Below are 15,109 nucleotides of genomic sequence, written 5' to 3' on the forward strand. Positions count from 1 at the left end.
GGAGCGCCTCCACTGCTTTGTGAGTTGGGTCAACCACGCCCGAGCGCCGCGTGGACCAGTTCGACGGGGTGGTGGGCCGTACGGGTGGTGCCGTGCGCGATCTGCTGCCGGCAGGAGACGCCGGTGGCGGCGATCAAGGTGCTGTCGGGTTCGGCGGTGACCGCGGGGAACAGGCGGAGTCCACCTATTGTCATTGACAGTTCGTAGTGTTCGGTCTCGAAGCCGAACGAGCCGGCCATGCCGCAGCAGCCGGCGTCCAGTTCCTCGACGTCTGCTCCGGGGATGCGTTCGAGCAGTGCGCGGCTGGTCGCCGTACCCACGACCGCCTTCTCGTGGCAGTGGCCGTGCAGCAGTATGCGGCGGCCGCTGACCGGCGAATTCGCTTGCAGGACGAGCGAACCGTCGTCGATCGCGTCGACGAGCAGGTCGCCGACGAGCCGGGCCTGCCCGGCGACCGTCGCTGCTCGATCGTCGCCGGGAAGGAGGGCGGTGTACTCGTCTCGCAACGTCAGCAGGCAGGACGGTTCGATGCCGACGATCGAGATGCCGCGGCCGGCCTCGGCAGCGAGCCGGTCCACCATCGACTCGGCCTGCTGTTTCGCCTGTGTGAGCAGGCCTTTGGACAGGCCGGCCCGCCCGCAGCAGCCGCCGTGCTCGAGGCGGACCCGCCAGCCGGCCCGCTCCAGCAGTTCGACCGCCGCTCGCCCGATCCCCGGCTCGCTGTACGTGGTGAACGAGTCGGCCAGCAGCACGACCTCGCCGCGGCTCGCGTTCGCCGGAGGCTTCCGCCGCCCGAACCAGCGGACCAGGTTGTCGCGCTCGAAGCGAGGCAGCGGACGGCGGCGGGCGATGCCGAACGCGCGCTCGGTGAACCGGCGCACGGCGCCCAGGCGTAGCGGCCAGTTCGACAGCGGCGCGAACGCCGAGCCGAGCCGGTTCAGCGTACGGATGCCGCCGAACAACCGGGCCCGCTTCGGCGTGCCGTGCAACGCGTAATAGTGCGCGAGCGCCTCCGACTTCAGGCCGGCCATGTCCACGCCCAGCGGGCATTCCGACTTGCAGGCCTTGCACTCCAGGCAGAGGTCGAGGATGTCGTGCAGCCGCTCGTCGCCCAGCGCCGCTTGGGGATCGGGCGACGAGAGCGCCTTGACGAGTGCGTTCGCGCGCCCGCGCGTCGAGTGCTCCTCCTCGCGCGTCGCCATGTACGACGGGCACATCACGCCGGCGTCGGTCTTGCGGCAGGCGCCGATGTTCATGCAGCGATCGGCGGCGGCCCGCATCCCGCCGCCAGGTTCCGCGAACGACAGCGTCGTACGCAGGCCGGCGGCGACGGGCAGGGCGGCGTCGCGCAGGTGGTCGGTCATCGGTGGCGGGTCGACGATCTTGCCGGGGTTGAGTCTTCCGTCCGGGTCGAACAGCCGCTTGACGTCGCGCATCGCTTCGTAGAGCTCGGCGCCGAACAGCTGCCGGCTGAACTCCGCACGGGCCAGCCCGTCGCCGTGCTCGCTGGAGTTGACGCCGCCGTATCGCCAAGCCAGCTTGGCGATCTCCTCGGCGACGGCCCGCATCGCCTCGCGCTGCGAGGCCTCGCGGACGTCGACGAACGGCCGGATGTGCAGGCAGCCGACCGAACAGTGCCCGTAGAAGCCGGCCTCCAGCCCGTGCCGGGAAAGGATCGCGCTGAACTCCTCGACGTACGGAACGAGCACGTCCGGGGGCACGGCCGTGTCCTCGACGAACGCGAGCGGCCTCCGGGTGCCGGTGCTGGCGGCCATCAGCAGGCCGAGGCCGGCCTTGCGTACCTTGAGTACGGCTTCCTGCTCGCGCGGTGTGACGGCCTGCAGTGTGTGATAGCCGTGGCCGTGCATGCGCCAGGTGCTCGCCAGCTCGGCGACCTGCGCCCGTGCGGTCTCGGCGTCGTCGCCGAAGCACTCGACGAACAGCAACGCGGCCGGGTCGTCGACGAGGATCTCGCCGAGCCCGGCGTACTCCACGCGCCGGCGCGACAGGTCGAGAATCGTCCGGTCCAGCAGCTCGACCGATCCGGCACCCTGCGCGAGTGCGTCGCCGGTGGCCGCGACCGCCTCCGGCGTCGAGCGGAAGTGCCCGACCGCGATCGCGCGAGCCTTCGGCTTGGGAACGAGCCGCACCTCGGCCTCGGTGACGATCGCCAGCGTGCCCTCGGAACCGACGACCACCTTCACGGGATCGACTAGCTCGTCGTGCAGTACGCGATCGATCCGGTAGCCGCCGGAATGCCGTTGGTGTGGAGGGAATCCGGCCAGTGCGGCGGCCCGTTGCCGGAGCAGCGGTGGCAGGGCGCGGTAGATCTGGTCCTCGAGCCGTCGCCCGCTTGACGTTCCGGCGTCCGCGACGGGCCGTGGCGCGAGGACGGTCTGGGAGCCGTCTGCCAGCACGACGTCGACGGCGTTCACGTGGTCGATCGTCGAGCCGTAGGTGATCGAGTGGCTGCCCGCGGAGTTGTTGCCGATCATCCCGCCGATCGTGGCTCGATTGCTGGTGGAGGTGTCCGGGCCGAACATCAGGCCGTGCTCGGCCGCGGCCCGGTTGAGCTGGTCCTGCACGACGCCGGGCTGGACGTACGCGGTCCGGTTCTCCGGATCGATCGAGAGGATGCCGTTCAGGTGCCGCGAACAGTCGACGACGATCGCCCGGCCGACGGTCTGGCCGGCCAGGCTGGTGCCGGCGCCGCGCGGAAGCACGGGCACGCCGAGCTCGCCGGCCGTCCGTACGATCGCGGCGACGTCGGCGGCATGCCTCGGCAGGGCGACCGCGAGCGGCTGGATCGCGTACATGCTGGCGTCCCTGGAGTAGAGATGCAGCGTGTACGGGTCGACGCGTACGTCGCCGTCGAGCTGCTTCCGCAGCGCGGCCGCGATCGCCTCGGGGGTGGCGCCGGTCATGAGTTCCGCCTTGTGAGGAACGTCAGTGCCGCGTCGACGCCTCCGGCCTTGATCGGAACGCCGGACTCCAGCAGCCCGAGCTCGACGCCGCTCAACGTGCCGGCGAGGCTGACGTCGTTGAGGTCGCCGAGATGCCCGATCCGGAACACCCGGCCGGCGAGCTTGCCGAGCCCCGTGCCGAGTGACAGGTCGAAACGTTCGAGAATGTGCCGGCGGATCTCGTCGGCGTCGTGCGGTTGGGGAACCACGACGGCGGTGAGCGTGCTGGAGTACTCCCGTTCGTCCGCGCAGAGCACCTCGAGCCCCCACGCCCGCACGGCCCGGCGGGTGGCCTCCGCGTGCCGGGCGTGCCGTTCGAACACGGCTCGCAGGCCTTCCTCCTCGAGCATGGCGAGCGATTCCGCCAGGCCGTACAGGAGATTCGTCGGCGGTGTGTACGGGAAGAAGCCGGCGCGGTTGGTGTCGAGGATGGGTTGCCAGTCCCAATACGCGCGCGGCAGCCCGGCCTGCCGGCCGGCCCGCAAGGCCTTCTCGCTGACCGCGTTCAGCCCGAGGCCGGGCGGCAGCATCAGGCCCTTCTGCGAACAGCCGATCGTGACGTCGACGCCCCACTCGTCGTGGCGGTAGTCCATCGAGGCGAGCGACGAGATCGTGTCGACCATCAGCAGAGCCGGATGGCCGGCGGCGTCGATCGCCGCGCGGATCTCGGGCACCCGGCTGCGTACGCCTGTGGACGTCTCGTTGTGCACGACCATCACCGCGGCGATCTCGTGCGCGCTGTCGGCGCTCAGCCGTTCGGCGACGACCTCCGGATCGGCGCCGTGCCGCCAGTCGCCGGGCACGAAGTCGACGACCAGGCCGAGCCGTTCGGCCAGGTTGCGCCAGAGCACCGCGAACTGCCCGCTCTCGAACGCCAGCACGCGATCGCCGGGCGAGAGCGTGTTGACCAGCGCGGCCTCCCAGGCCCCTGTTCCGGACGACGGATAGAGCACGACCGGGCCGGAGGTCTGGATGACGCTCGCCAGCCGTGGCAGCAGGTCGAGCGTGAGCGCGGCGAACTCCGGTCCGCGATGGTCGATCGTCGGTCTGGCCAGCGCGCGGAGCACACGGTCCGGAACGTTCGTAGGGCCAGGGATCTGCAGGAAGTGCCGTCCGCCCACAGCCGTTCACTCCTCCCGGTCGGTTTGTCTTTCGTGCCGTATGGCAGCACGACGTGCCGTGCGGAGGTACGATGCAGAGTAGGTCCGGAAGGTGGGGTCGTCAAGGCATGCAGAGCGTCCTCAACGCACTTCGGGTGCTGGAAGCCGTGGCCGCGCACCAGCCGGCAGGCGTCGGCGAGCTGTCGCGCGGCTTGGATCTGCCGAAGAGCACGGTGCAGCGTGGCCTGCGTACCCTCCACGAGGCCGGCTGGATCCGCCCGGCCGGCGGTGAGGTGACTCGCTGGGTGCTGACCACGAAGGCCTTGTCGGTCGGCCGGCACGCGACCGAGGAGCTCAGCCTGCGCGATGCGGCGATGCCCCGGATGGAGGAGCTGCGCGAGCGGACCGAGGAGACCATCCACCTGATGGTGCCCGAGGGCGACGGCGTGGTGCTGATCGAGCGGCTGCAGACCGCCAAGTCGGTGCGGATCGTGCTGCCGCTGGGTGTGAAGCTGCCGCTCTACGCATCGGCCAACGGCAAGGCGGTGCTGGCTCACCGCCCGGACTCTGTTGTCGAGCGGGTGATCGCCGAGGGCCTGGCCGCCCACACCCAGACCACGATCACCGACCCCGAGCGCCTGCGCACCGAGCTCGCGCTGACACGTCGCCGGGGCTACGCGGTCAACGCCGGCGAGTGGCGCTCCGACATCGCGGCGGTGGCAGCCGCCGTGCTGGACGAGCAGGGCATCCCGATCGGCAGCCTCTCGATCTCGACTCCGAGCACCCGGATGCCGGCCAGGCGCCGCCCGGAGTTCGGCCGGCTGGTGCGGCAGGCGGCAGAGGCGTTGAGCGCCGATCTCGGCTGGAGCTAGGCCGTCGCAGGGATTGACGAAGCGTCAGTTCACATATGCGGCGTGATAGCGGTCAGCGCTTGTCCAGTAACTTCTCGGAGGTAGGTTGCACTCATGCGTGCATTGGTGTTTCGGGGACCGTGGGACATCGCCGTCGAAGAGCGGCCGGACCCACAGGTCGGCCCCGGCGACGTGCTCGTCGAGATTCTCGCCACGGGCATCTGTGGCTCAGACCTCCATGGTTACACCGGCGAGAACGGCCGCCGCTTCCCCGGGCAGGTGATGGGTCATGAGACCGTCGGGCGGATCCGGGAGCTCGGAGCCGAGGCCCAGGCCCAGCTGTCCGAAACCGGCACGCAGGCCGCCGCCGGCACGCTCGTCACGATCGAGCCCGTGCTTGCCTGCGGCACCTGCGACGCCTGCCGGTCCGGCAACGACCATCGCTGTGCGCAGCGGAAGATCATCGGTGTCGAGCCGTCGATCAGCTCTGCCTTCGCCGACCTGATGGTCGTCCCCGCCGCCAATGTCGTCCCGCTGCCCGACGACATGCCCGCGGAGTACGGCGCGCTGGTCGAGCCGTTGTCGGTCGGCCGCCACGCGGCGGTGCGAGGCAAGTGCGGCCCCGGCGACGCGGTGTTCGTCGTCGGTGGCGGCCCGATCGGGCAGGCCTCCGCGCTCGCGGCCCGCCGGCTGGGGGCCGATGCGGTCGTCGTTTCCGAGCCGGACGCCAGGAGGCGTGCCCTGCTTGGCGACATCGGCCTGCCGGCCGTCGACCCGACAGCGGGCAACATCGCCGATGCCGTACGCGAGATGCTCGGCCGCCCGGCCACGCTCGCGCTCGACGCGGTCGGCTCCGGCCGTTCGATCGCGGACGCCTTGCAGGCAACGGACATGGGCGCCGGCATCGTGCTGGTCGGCATGCAGGAACCCCAGTTGTCCTTGCAGGCTTACTCGATCAGCATCGAGGAGCGCACGCTGATCGGCAGCTACTGCTATCCCGCCAAGGACTTCCGCGACACCGCCGAATGGGTCGCGACGGCACCGCCCGAGCTGGCTCGCCTGATCGAGGACCGGGTGGGCTGGGACCGCGCCCCCGAGGCGTTCCACGCCCTGGCCAAGGGCGAGAACCCCGCGAGCAAGGTGCTCGTCCTGCCGCAGGGCTGAGCCACTGCGGCCGCCGCGGCAGCAGCGCGGCCTAGAAGTTGGTGTTGAGGCTGTTCCAGCGGAACGCGCTGAACACGATACCCAAGATCCACAAAACGGTGCCGACGATGCCGAGGATCCGGCCCGCCGACGCGTTGCTCTTGCCGCCGAGCGTGCCGCCACTCGCCTCGATCTGGGCGAGCGCCTTGTTGCCCTGCACCCAGGCGATCACGGACAGGATCCCGCAGCACAGCAGTCCGACGATCCCGCACACGAGCGCGGCCGTTGCTCCGTCGGCGTTCCTGGCCGGCTGGCCGTAAGCGTCACCCATGGCTAGCCCCCTCTCTTGTCCCTCGTGGCGAACAGCCTGACACGATTTCGTCCTTCCCGCGGCCGAACGCCGGGAATCCTACGCGGGCGCCGGCAGGATGCAGGCCGGGCTCGGAATCGCGAGTACGTCGCCGGCCTGCTCGGGCACGCCCGCGTTGAGCACGAAGTGCGTGACGTCGTGTGAGCGCTCGTTCGCGACGTACAGGTGACCGCCGAAAACCGCGAGGTGCCGCGGCCACGCGCCACCGGTCGGCACGTCCGAAACCGGACGCACGTCGGGCCCGGAGACGGCCAGCGCGGTGACCAGATCAAGCCCGCGGTTGGCGACGTAGAGGAACGCACCGTCGTCGCTGATCGCGATCTCGGAGGGGTAGTTGTCGGCGGGCGCCTCGGCCACCGTCGACGGCGCGACGGCGACCTTCGTCAACACGCCCGTGCCGGCGTCGAACGCGAACGTCGTGACGGTCGAGTCGAGCTCGCCGGCGACGTAGATGTGCTTGTTGTCCGGCGCGAACGCCAGGTGCCGCGGGCCGGCGCCCGGCTCGGTCTTGGCGACCGACGACTCCACGAGCCTGCCGAGCTCGAGGTCGAGTGTGTAAGTGATCACGGAGTCGGTGCCGAGGTCGACCGCGAGCACCCACTGGCCCGACGGGTCGACGCGGATGTGGTGCGCGTGCGCCTCGCTCTGCCGGTCGATGCGTGGGCCGGAGCCGAGGTGCTGCACGAAGTCGGTGCGTTCGCCGATCGATCCGTCGTCGCCGATCGGATGCACGCTGAGCGATCCGCTGCCGTAGCTCGCCGAGAGGACGTAACCGCCGCTCGGGTGCACGACGAGGTGGCATGCGCCGTTGCCTCCGGTCGCGGCCGTTGTCAGCTCGCGCAGCCCGCCCTCGCCGGTGACTTCGTAGGCCGTGATCGCCGCCCGCGCCTCCTCGTTGACGGCGTAGAGGTGGCGGCCGTCGGGGTGCCAGGCGAGGAACGCCGGTGAAATGGACTTGGCCACCAGGCTCACGAGTGTGAGCGCGCCGGTGCCGGTGTCTTGCCTGGCCAGGCTGATTCCGGTGCCTTCGCCGCCTGTCTCCTTGGTGAAAGAGCCGATGTAAACCGGCCGCTGACTGCTCACGTGGTCTCCTCGCGTTCGCTTCAACTGTGCAAACCATGCGGCACAGCCGCGTGGCAGACATCACTGTGCCATGACACTCGGCGTGAGCAAAGAGCCATGAACTGTTTACGGCCGCGATACAGGACCAAATCCGGCCGATCGTTTAGCTCATCAGGAATCCCATTTCGGAAATCCCGGACGACGAGAGAGGACGTTGGACATGGCCGTGTCGGCGACCCGTGACAATCTGATCGCCGCCGCCTTGGTCGGCACCGTCGTGGTCGTACTCGGGTACGCCTCCGGCATCGGTGTTCGCCCAAGCCAGGCAGGCGATCAGCCGACGATCGCGATGCCCACGCCCGCGCCCACCACCGAGGCGAGCACGCCACCGCCCACCGAACCGGCAAGCCGGCCAACGGATCCGGAGGATGTGGCGGACCAGACCGGCCCCGACCAGACCTCGGACGACACCGGGACCGACCTGCCGGGCGAGATCACGGACCCGGGCGACCCAGGTTCGACGCAGACCGCCACCTCCGAGCCGGGCGAGCCGGAAAGCCCTTATCCGACAGCGAGTCCGACGTTCACGACTCCACCGCCGCGGCCGACCTCGACACCGGCACCGACCTGCCCACCCGGCATCGTCGAGTCGCTTCCTGTCGTCGGTCCGGTGGCCGGTCCGGTGGTCCAGCCCGTCCTCGATCCGCTGCAGTCGGCCCTACTCGGTGAGACGACGTGCCTCCTGCTGGTGGCGCCGTGAAGCGCCGGCTGCTCGCCCTGGCAGGGATGCTGGGCGTCCTGCTCGCCTGGGCGGCGCCGGCGTACGCGCAGGCGGACCTCGCGAGCTCGGACCCGCGTAACGGCGCGAGCCTGAAAGCCCTTCCTGGCAAGGCGACGCTGACGTTCACCGGTGCCGTCTCGGGCGAGTTCTCCCAGGTCCGGCTGGGCTCGAGCAGGCTGCCCGTGAGCCAGCCGGGCGGCCGGAAGACCGTCCTGGTGGCCGACCTGTCGAAACTCGACCCGCGGACGGCTGGGAGCGTCAAGCTCAACTGGCGCGTCGTCAGCCTCAGCGACGGGCATGTGATCGACGGCATCGTGGAGTTCAAGGTCGGGGCCGAAGCAGCCGCGGCCGCGAAGCCGCCGGTCAGCGCCGAGCCACCAACCAGGCAGGCCGAGGACACCGCCGTTCCCACGCTCGACCCCGAGGTACGTTACGGCTACCTGGCCGTCCGAGGCCTTGGCTATCTCGCGCTCGCGTTGTTCCTCGGCGGCCTGGTGTTCGTCAGCGTGCTGTGGCCGGCCGGCTCCGGCGACCGCCGGACCAGGCGGCTGCTGGCGGTGGCTTGTGGCCTCGGCGCGCTCAGCTCGCTCGCCTCCATCGGCTTCCAGGGCGCGTACGCCGAGACGCGTCCGCTCGCCGACGTGATCAGCCCGGCCGTGTTCGGCCCGGTGCTGTCCACGGAGGTGGGTCAGGTGCTCGCGGCCAGGACGTTGCTCTGGCTGCTGGCCGCGATCGTCCTCACCTGGCTGCTGCAACGCGACCGGCTCGCCGTCACCACGCACGCGTGGCGGGTCGGTGCCGCTGCGACCACGTTCGGGCTGGTCGTGACAACCGGGATGATCAGCCACGCGGCGGAAACGGCGGCACCGGCCGTGAGCCAGATCGCCAACCTCGTGCACCTGATCGGCATGTCCACCTGGATCGGCGGGCTCGTCCTCCTGCTGGCGGCCGTGCTCCCACGCCGGCGCGCGGAGGAGCTGGCCGTCGTCATGCCGAGATACTCCACGCTCGCGTTGACGTCCGTGGTCGCGATCGCCGCCGCCGGCGCGGTGCTGGCCTGGCAGCTGGTCGGCTCGGTGGACGGCCTGGTGACCACGTCGTACGGCCGGCTGCTGCTCGTCAAGCTCGCGATTGTCGCGCTCGTGCTGGCCGTTGCCCAACGCAGCAAGGCGTGGGTTGCCCGCCGGCTGCGGTACGTCGTGGTGCTGGGCGCGGATCGGGCGGCTGTTCGCCCACTCAGGTTGTCGGTCATGGCGGAGACCGGGCTGCTGCTCGGCGTCCTCGCCGTGGCCGTGTTGCTCGTCACGGCCAACCCTGGCCGATGACGAAGTCGAAAAAGGGAAGGAAGTTCGTCTCGATGACGGAAGAACCAACCAAGGCCGCGATGCCTCGAAGACGAGCGATGCTGACGGCCGTGGCCGTCGCCGGCATCGCGGCTTCGTTCGTGGCCCTGTCGTTCCTGCGAGTCGTTCCAGGCGGTCAGCAGCTCGCGCAGCTCGCCGGAACTTCCTCCGATTCGGTCGCCGCACAGGGCAGCCAGCGCGAGGACGCGGTGAAGGCCGCCGCGGCGGAAGCTGACCAGGCCGCGCAGGCCAAGCCGGTCGCGCAGAAGGTCGAGCCGCAGAACAAGGCGGCCGCGGCCGAGACCCACGAGGTCATGATGATGAACATGGCGTTCTCGCCCGCGAAGCTCGACGTCAAGGTGGGCGACACGGTGACCTGGACGAACATGGACGAGGCGCCGCACAACGTCGTCGTCACCGACGGCCCGGCGAAGTTCAGCTCGCCGACGCTGGAGAAGGGGCAGAAGTACTCCTTCACGTTCACCAACGCCGGTACGTACGACTACTACTGCTCGATCCACCCGAACATGAAGGCCGCCGTGACGGCCGCCGGCGGCTCGGAGCCATCGCCGACTCCGACCACGACGACCACCCCGACGACGACACCCACGACCACTCCGACCACCACTCCGACGACGACACCGACGACGCCGCCGGACGACTGTGGAGCCCTGGCCGAGACCGTCGACGTCTTCCTGCAGCACGTCTACGCGGCTCACCTGGAGCGTTCGCCGACCGGGCAGATCACCGACATCCTCGACCTGGACCAGTACGTGCTGACGCACACGGTGATGATCGAGGACATGCTCAAGCCGCAGCTCTCCGGGCTGACCGGTGCGAGCAGCGAGACGGTGGACGTGTTCCTGCAGCACCTGTACGCCGCGCACCTGGAGCGGTCGCTTTCTGGTCAGGTCGCCGATATCGCCGACGTGGACCAGTACGTGCTCACGCACACGGTGATGATCGAGGACATGCTCAAGCCGCTCGCCGGCGCTGAGCTCGGGTCCTGCTGAGAAAGAACAAGCGGGTGGTCCGGCCGAGTCGCAGTCGGCCGGACCACCACAGTTCTCAATTCTGTCACCGGCTGAGAGAAGGGAACCGCGATGGCGGTAGAGGCAGAGCCGGATGGTCACGTCCTCACCAGGTACTCCGGCAGCGACTGGGCACTGCGGACGGATCGGTGTGTCGCCGAGTTCGCGGTCCGGTTCGCGGGCGTGACCGTCGTACGAGGGTGGGTTCCGGCGCTGAGCGGCCGGTTCACTCCCGGTGCCAGTGCCGGGCTGGAGTTGTGGCTGGACGCGAAGCAGTCCGCGACTGATCCGAAGCCGCTGGCCGGCCGGATCCGTTCGCTGCTCGGTGCCGGGCGGACGCCCGAGATCGGGTTCGAGTCCACCTACTGCGCGACCGCCGGCACCGACCGGCTGGTCGTGGTCGGAGAGCTGGAGGTCGCCGGCCGCAAGACCATACTCGCCCTGCAGGCACGCGTGGTCAGCGCCGGCGAACGAGGCGTGATCGTGCACGGCGAGAGCTACCTCCCGCTGGCTGAGGTGCTGCCCGGACGCAAGCAGGTGAAGGGCGGCTGGCGGCGTCAGCCGGGGAGCCTGCGGCTCACCCTGGCAGCGGAGTTCACGGCCGAGCAGGCGACGGCCGGGGTCGAGGAAGCGGCCGGGCGGACCGTCGAGGGGGAGGAAGCAGCGTGAAGCTCCGGGACTACGGGCTCGCCGGCGGCGGGCTGGCGTTCGCAGCCGTCGCGCTGGTGTGGGTGTCCGGCGCCCCCGCCGGCGCCGCAGGTCACCACGTCGACATGGAGAACTACGCGTTCTCGCCGCGCTCGCTGACCGTGCAGCGCGGTGACTCGGTGACGTGGATGAACCACGACGAGGCACCGCACGACGCGAAGACGACCAGCGGACCGGCGTCGTTCCACTCGCCGATGCTGAACCAGGGCGGCTCCTGGACGCACACGTTCAACACGGCCGGCACGTACTTCTACTACTGCACAGTGCATCCGGACATGAAGGCCAGCATCGTGGTGGCTGCTCCGAAGCCTCCACCCGAGCCTGAACCCACGAAGAGCCGGGAGCCCTCGCGGAGCGCGGCTCCCAACCCTTCGCGCAGTGAAGACAAGGCTGACCCGCGAGAGGAGGAGCCCAAGCAGACAAGGACTTCGACGGCTACACCGAGTGCGAAGCCGACCACGACGAGTCCGGCCCTCACTCCGACGGCGACCTCACCGGCTGCCGCATCGCCTGCGCCGACGGTGATCGCGAGCGTTCCGCAGCAGGGCGGCGGATCGGCGTTGTCTCCGTTGCTGCTGCTCGCCGGCCTGGTCACGGCCGTGGCTGTCTTCTGCCTGCTGGCGTTGGCGTCCCGGCCGAGCAAAGAAGTTCGCGAACAAACAATCTCATAAGCGCGATTGCGGGTACGTTGTACGGATCGCACCACGATGTCGGAGGAGTGGTGAATGACCCGCGCTAGGGCAATCCCTTGGTTGCCCGTTCTCGTAGCCGTGTGTGTACTCGCGGCGATCCCGTTCGCGGTTCCCAAACAGCGGCAATCCGCTGTCCAGGAGGACCTTTCGGTCACTGCCGACAAGGGCGGAAGCGACGACGGCAAGGTGCCGTGGTCGCCGCAGGGGCGCCGTCGCGAGCAGCCCGAGAAGCTCAAGCAGGTCGCGAGACCCGTACGCACGTTGGTGAAACCGGTGGTCGGCAGGCGCGACTACCCCATCCCGGGCATGGTGCTCGCGGCCTACCGCAACGCCGCCGACCGGATGGCGAAGTACAACCCGCGCTGCGACCTCGACTGGGAGATCCTGGCCGGAGTGGGGAAGGTCGAGTCCAACCACGCGCGGAACGGCCGGCTCGACTCGCGCGGCAACACGCTCGAGGCGATCCTCGGCCCGGTGCTCGACGGCAAGAAATACAAGGCCGTGCCCGACTCCGACGCCGGCCGTTACGACGGTGACACGGTCTGGGATCGCGCGGTCGGTCCGATGCAGTTCCTTCCCGCGTCCTGGTCGATGTTCATCGTCGACGGCAACAACGACGGGATCAGCAGCCCGCACAACATCTGGGACTCCACGTTCGGCACCGCGGCCTACCTCTGCTCGGGTGGCACGGACCTGTCGGTCCGGGCCAACCTGGCGGAGGCGCTGTTCGGCTACAACCACTCCAAGCCGTACGTCGACGCCGTACTCGCGTGGATCGACGCCTATCGCGCCGGCGGTGCGCGCGCGAAGAACGGCCCGGTGATCGTCGCGGGCGAGGACCGCGACGCGCCGGCTGCCCCGCGCAAGCCGGCGCCGGAGCCAGGGCCAACGGCGGAGCCGACGACCGTACCGACAGCGACGCCGAGCCCAACCAGTGAGCCGACCCCGGGCCCCACGAACCCGCCGACGACCGTGCCGACGATCCCGACACCGGACCCGGACGACTGCCTGGTCGAGGTGCTCGACCTGCCGTTGTGCGTGGACCTGCCGCTGCTGACCAGCTCGCCGTCGAGCTAGCCCGCGGTCATCAGGCGTCTAGCTGGTGAAGTCGAGCTCGAGCTGAGTCTTGGCCTCGAGCTCGAGGAGATACTGCTTGGTGGGCAGGCCACCGCCGAAGCCGGTGAGCTTGCCGTTGGAGCCGACCACGCGGTGGCACGGCACGATGATCGGCAGCGGGTTCTGGCCGTTGGCGGCCCCGACCGCGCGGAACGCGTTCGGCTGGCCGATATGGCGTGCCAGCTCGCCGTACGACCAGGTCTCGGCGTACGGGATCTCGGTCAGCGCGGTCCAGACCTGTCGCTGGAACTTCGTGCCGTTCGGCAGCAGCGGGAGGTCGAACTCCGTGCGCTCGCCCGCGAAGTACTCCGCCAGCTGGTCGGCGGTCGTGCGCAGCACCGGATCGGTTGGTTCGAGTTCCGGACCCTCGACGTTGAACTCGACCAGCGTGAGGTAGCCGTCGTCGCTCTGCAGTCCGAGGAAGCCGATCGGCGTGTCGATGATGGCGGTGTGCGTGGTCATGTCGTCTTCCGTTCGGCGCCGGCGGGACTGTCAGGGCGGTAGGTCCACAGGTGCTGGGCGGCGTAGCTGCGCAACGGCTTCCACCGGGTCGCGAGCGCCGTGATCGTCGCGGGGTCGTCGGGGATGCCCAGCGAGACGAGAGAGTGCCGGATGCCGAGGTCGGTGCCGGGGAACGCGTCCGGGTCGCCGAGTCCGCGCAGCGCGACGTACTCCGCCGTCCACGGTCCGACGCCGGGCAGCGCGAGCAGCTGCTTCATCGCGTCGGCCCGGTCGACGCCAGGGTCGAGCACAACGTCTCCGCCGGCCACGGCAGCGGCCAGCTCCCGGATCGTCCGGCTGCGCGCCTTGGGCATCGCGAAGTCGGCAGGGTCGGCGTCGGCGAGCGCCTCGGGTGACGGGAACGTCCGCAGCACCGTGCCCGCGGGCTCGGCGAGGGGCTCGCCATAGGCCAGCACGAGCCGGCCCGCGACCGTACGAGCGGCGGCCAGCGAGACCTGCTGCCCGATCACCGCGCGGACCGCGGTCTCGAACGGGTCGACGCTGCCCGGCACGCGAAGCCCCGGCCGGCTCTGGACCAGCGGGCCGAGCAGCTCGTCGCCGCTCAGCACGTCGAGCGTTCCGGCCGGGTCGGCGTCGAGGTGGAGCAGCCGGCGCGCTCTGGCCACGGCCGAGCCGAGGTCACGCAGGTCAGTGAGCCGCAGTGCACACCGGATGTAGCCGTTCGCGGGCTCGAGCTCGAGGACGGCGTTGCCGTGGTGCAGGCGCAGCGCCCGGCGGTATATCGGTCCGGCGATCTCCTCCAGGCCGGGCACCGCCCGCGCCTCGAAGAAGCTCCAAACCGCGTCGGCGTCATACGGTGCGCGGTAGGGGAGCCGGAGCACGATCGAACCGTTCGTCTGGTCGGGCGTCGCCTTGCTGCGTACGTCGCTCGGCGTGGCCGCGAACACTGCCTTGATCGTGTCGTTGAACTGCCGGACGCTGCCGAACCCGGCGGCGAACGCGACGTCGGTGATCGGCAGGCTCGTCGTCTGCAGCAGCAGGCGGGCGGTGTGCGCCCGCCGGGCCCGCGCGAGCGCGAGCGGCCCGGCTCCGAGCTCTTCTGTGAGCAGGCGGCCGAGGTGCCGGGTGGTGTACCCGAGCCGGCCGGCCAGACCCGCCACGCCGTCACGCTCGACCACACCGTCGTTGACCAGGCGCATCGCGCGGGCGGCGACGTCGGCCCGCAGGTCCCAGTCGGGCGAGCCGGGCACGGCGTCGGGCTGGCAGCGGCGGCACGCGCGGAAGCCGGCCTCCTGGCAGGCCGCTGCGGTGGGGAAGAAGCGGCAGTTCTTGAACTTCGGCATCATCGCCGGGCAGCTCGGCCGGCAGTAGATCCCGGTCGAGGTGACGGCGATGTAGATCCAGCCGTCGAACCGCGAGTCCTTCGACTCCGCGGCGCGGTAGCACTGCTCGAACGTTGGCATCACAAGGACCAGCCTCGCACGGCA

14 protein-coding genes are annotated in these 15,109 nt (G+C 70.2%); 8 read left to right on the forward strand and 6 right to left on the reverse strand.

Annotated elements, in window-relative coordinates:
* Positions 1 to 29: 29 nt before the first annotated feature.
* Together ACYVF6_RS37615 and ACYVF6_RS37620 are read right to left on the reverse strand one after the other, a co-directional pair.
* Positions 30 to 2,924 carry an FAD-binding and (Fe-S)-binding domain-containing protein gene (locus ACYVF6_RS37615; protein WP_460528737.1) on the reverse strand — a complete coding sequence of 965 codons (2,895 nt, stop codon included), beginning with the start codon at positions 2,922 to 2,924 and terminating at the stop codon, positions 30 to 32.
* On the reverse strand, positions 2,921 to 4,084 hold the full coding sequence (locus ACYVF6_RS37620) for a pyridoxal-phosphate-dependent aminotransferase family protein (RefSeq protein WP_460528739.1): 1,164 nt from the start codon (positions 4,082 to 4,084) through the stop codon (positions 2,921 to 2,923). The genes ACYVF6_RS37615 and ACYVF6_RS37620 overlap by 4 nt, the downstream gene beginning before the upstream one ends.
* A gap of 107 nt (positions 4,085 to 4,191) precedes the next feature.
* On the opposite strand from ACYVF6_RS37620, the gene ACYVF6_RS37625 reads away from it, so the two are divergent.
* Both ACYVF6_RS37625 and ACYVF6_RS37630 read left to right on the forward strand, forming a co-directional pair.
* Positions 4,192 to 4,935, forward strand: a complete 744-nt coding sequence (locus ACYVF6_RS37625) for an IclR family transcriptional regulator (protein ID WP_460528741.1) — start codon at positions 4,192 to 4,194, stop codon at positions 4,933 to 4,935.
* Between the two features lie 93 nt (positions 4,936 to 5,028).
* A complete protein-coding gene (locus tag ACYVF6_RS37630) occupies positions 5,029 to 6,078 on the forward strand; it encodes a zinc-dependent alcohol dehydrogenase (RefSeq protein WP_460528743.1) in 1,050 nt (349 codons plus the stop codon).
* Between the two features lie 31 nt (positions 6,079 to 6,109).
* On the opposite strand, the gene ACYVF6_RS37635 is transcribed toward ACYVF6_RS37630, so the two are convergent.
* Positions 6,110 to 6,388, reverse strand: a complete 279-nt coding sequence (locus ACYVF6_RS37635) for a DUF4190 domain-containing protein (RefSeq protein WP_460528745.1) — start codon at positions 6,386 to 6,388, stop codon at positions 6,110 to 6,112.
* Between the two features lie 78 nt (positions 6,389 to 6,466).
* The gene (locus ACYVF6_RS37640; protein WP_460528747.1) at positions 6,467 to 7,510 is read right to left on the reverse strand and encodes a lactonase family protein; all 1,044 of its coding nucleotides are present in this window, start codon (positions 7,508 to 7,510) and stop codon (positions 6,467 to 6,469) included.
* 199 nt (positions 7,511 to 7,709) lie between these two features.
* On the opposite strand from ACYVF6_RS37640, the gene ACYVF6_RS37645 reads away from it, so the two are divergent.
* The 6 genes from ACYVF6_RS37645 (at position 7,710) to ACYVF6_RS37670 (ending at position 13,121) form a co-directional block, all read left to right on the forward strand.
* On the forward strand, positions 7,710 to 8,249 hold the full coding sequence (locus ACYVF6_RS37645; RefSeq protein WP_460528749.1) for a hypothetical protein: 540 nt from the start codon (positions 7,710 to 7,712) through the stop codon (positions 8,247 to 8,249).
* On the forward strand, positions 8,246 to 9,595 hold the full coding sequence (locus ACYVF6_RS37650; protein WP_460528751.1) for a copper resistance CopC/CopD family protein: 1,350 nt from the start codon (positions 8,246 to 8,248) through the stop codon (positions 9,593 to 9,595). Before ACYVF6_RS37645 ends, ACYVF6_RS37650 begins: the two co-directional genes overlap by 4 nt.
* A 32-nt stretch (positions 9,596 to 9,627) precedes the next feature.
* Positions 9,628 to 10,626, forward strand: a complete 999-nt coding sequence (locus ACYVF6_RS37655) for a cupredoxin domain-containing protein (protein WP_460528753.1) — start codon at positions 9,628 to 9,630, stop codon at positions 10,624 to 10,626.
* Positions 10,627 to 10,716: 90 nt separating this feature from the next.
* The gene (locus tag ACYVF6_RS37660) at positions 10,717 to 11,313 is read left to right on the forward strand and encodes a YceI family protein (protein ID WP_460528755.1); all 597 of its coding nucleotides are present in this window, start codon (positions 10,717 to 10,719) and stop codon (positions 11,311 to 11,313) included.
* Positions 11,310 to 12,023 (forward strand): cupredoxin domain-containing protein, encoded by a 714-nt coding sequence (locus ACYVF6_RS37665; protein ID WP_460528757.1) that lies wholly within the window; start codon positions 11,310 to 11,312, stop codon positions 12,021 to 12,023. The genes ACYVF6_RS37660 and ACYVF6_RS37665 overlap by 4 nt, the downstream gene beginning before the upstream one ends.
* A 54-nt stretch (positions 12,024 to 12,077) precedes the next feature.
* Entirely contained in the window at positions 12,078 to 13,121 is a 1,044-nt protein-coding gene (locus ACYVF6_RS37670) for a lytic transglycosylase domain-containing protein (RefSeq protein ID WP_460528759.1), read from the forward strand.
* Between the two features lie 18 nt (positions 13,122 to 13,139).
* On the opposite strand, the gene ACYVF6_RS37675 is transcribed toward ACYVF6_RS37670, so the two are convergent.
* Both ACYVF6_RS37675 and ACYVF6_RS37680 read right to left on the reverse strand, forming a co-directional pair.
* Positions 13,140 to 13,622: a methylated-DNA--[protein]-cysteine S-methyltransferase gene (locus ACYVF6_RS37675; protein ID WP_460528761.1), complete on the reverse strand. Its 483-nt coding sequence runs from the start codon at positions 13,620 to 13,622 to the stop codon at positions 13,140 to 13,142.
* Positions 13,619 to 15,085, reverse strand: coding sequence for a DNA-3-methyladenine glycosylase 2 family protein (locus tag ACYVF6_RS37680; RefSeq protein ID WP_460528763.1), 1,467 nt, complete (start codon positions 15,083 to 15,085; stop codon positions 13,619 to 13,621). Before ACYVF6_RS37680 ends, ACYVF6_RS37675 begins: the two co-directional genes overlap by 4 nt.
* Positions 15,086 to 15,109: the final 24 nt, after the last annotated feature.

Source organism: Flindersiella endophytica, from assembly GCF_054779015.1.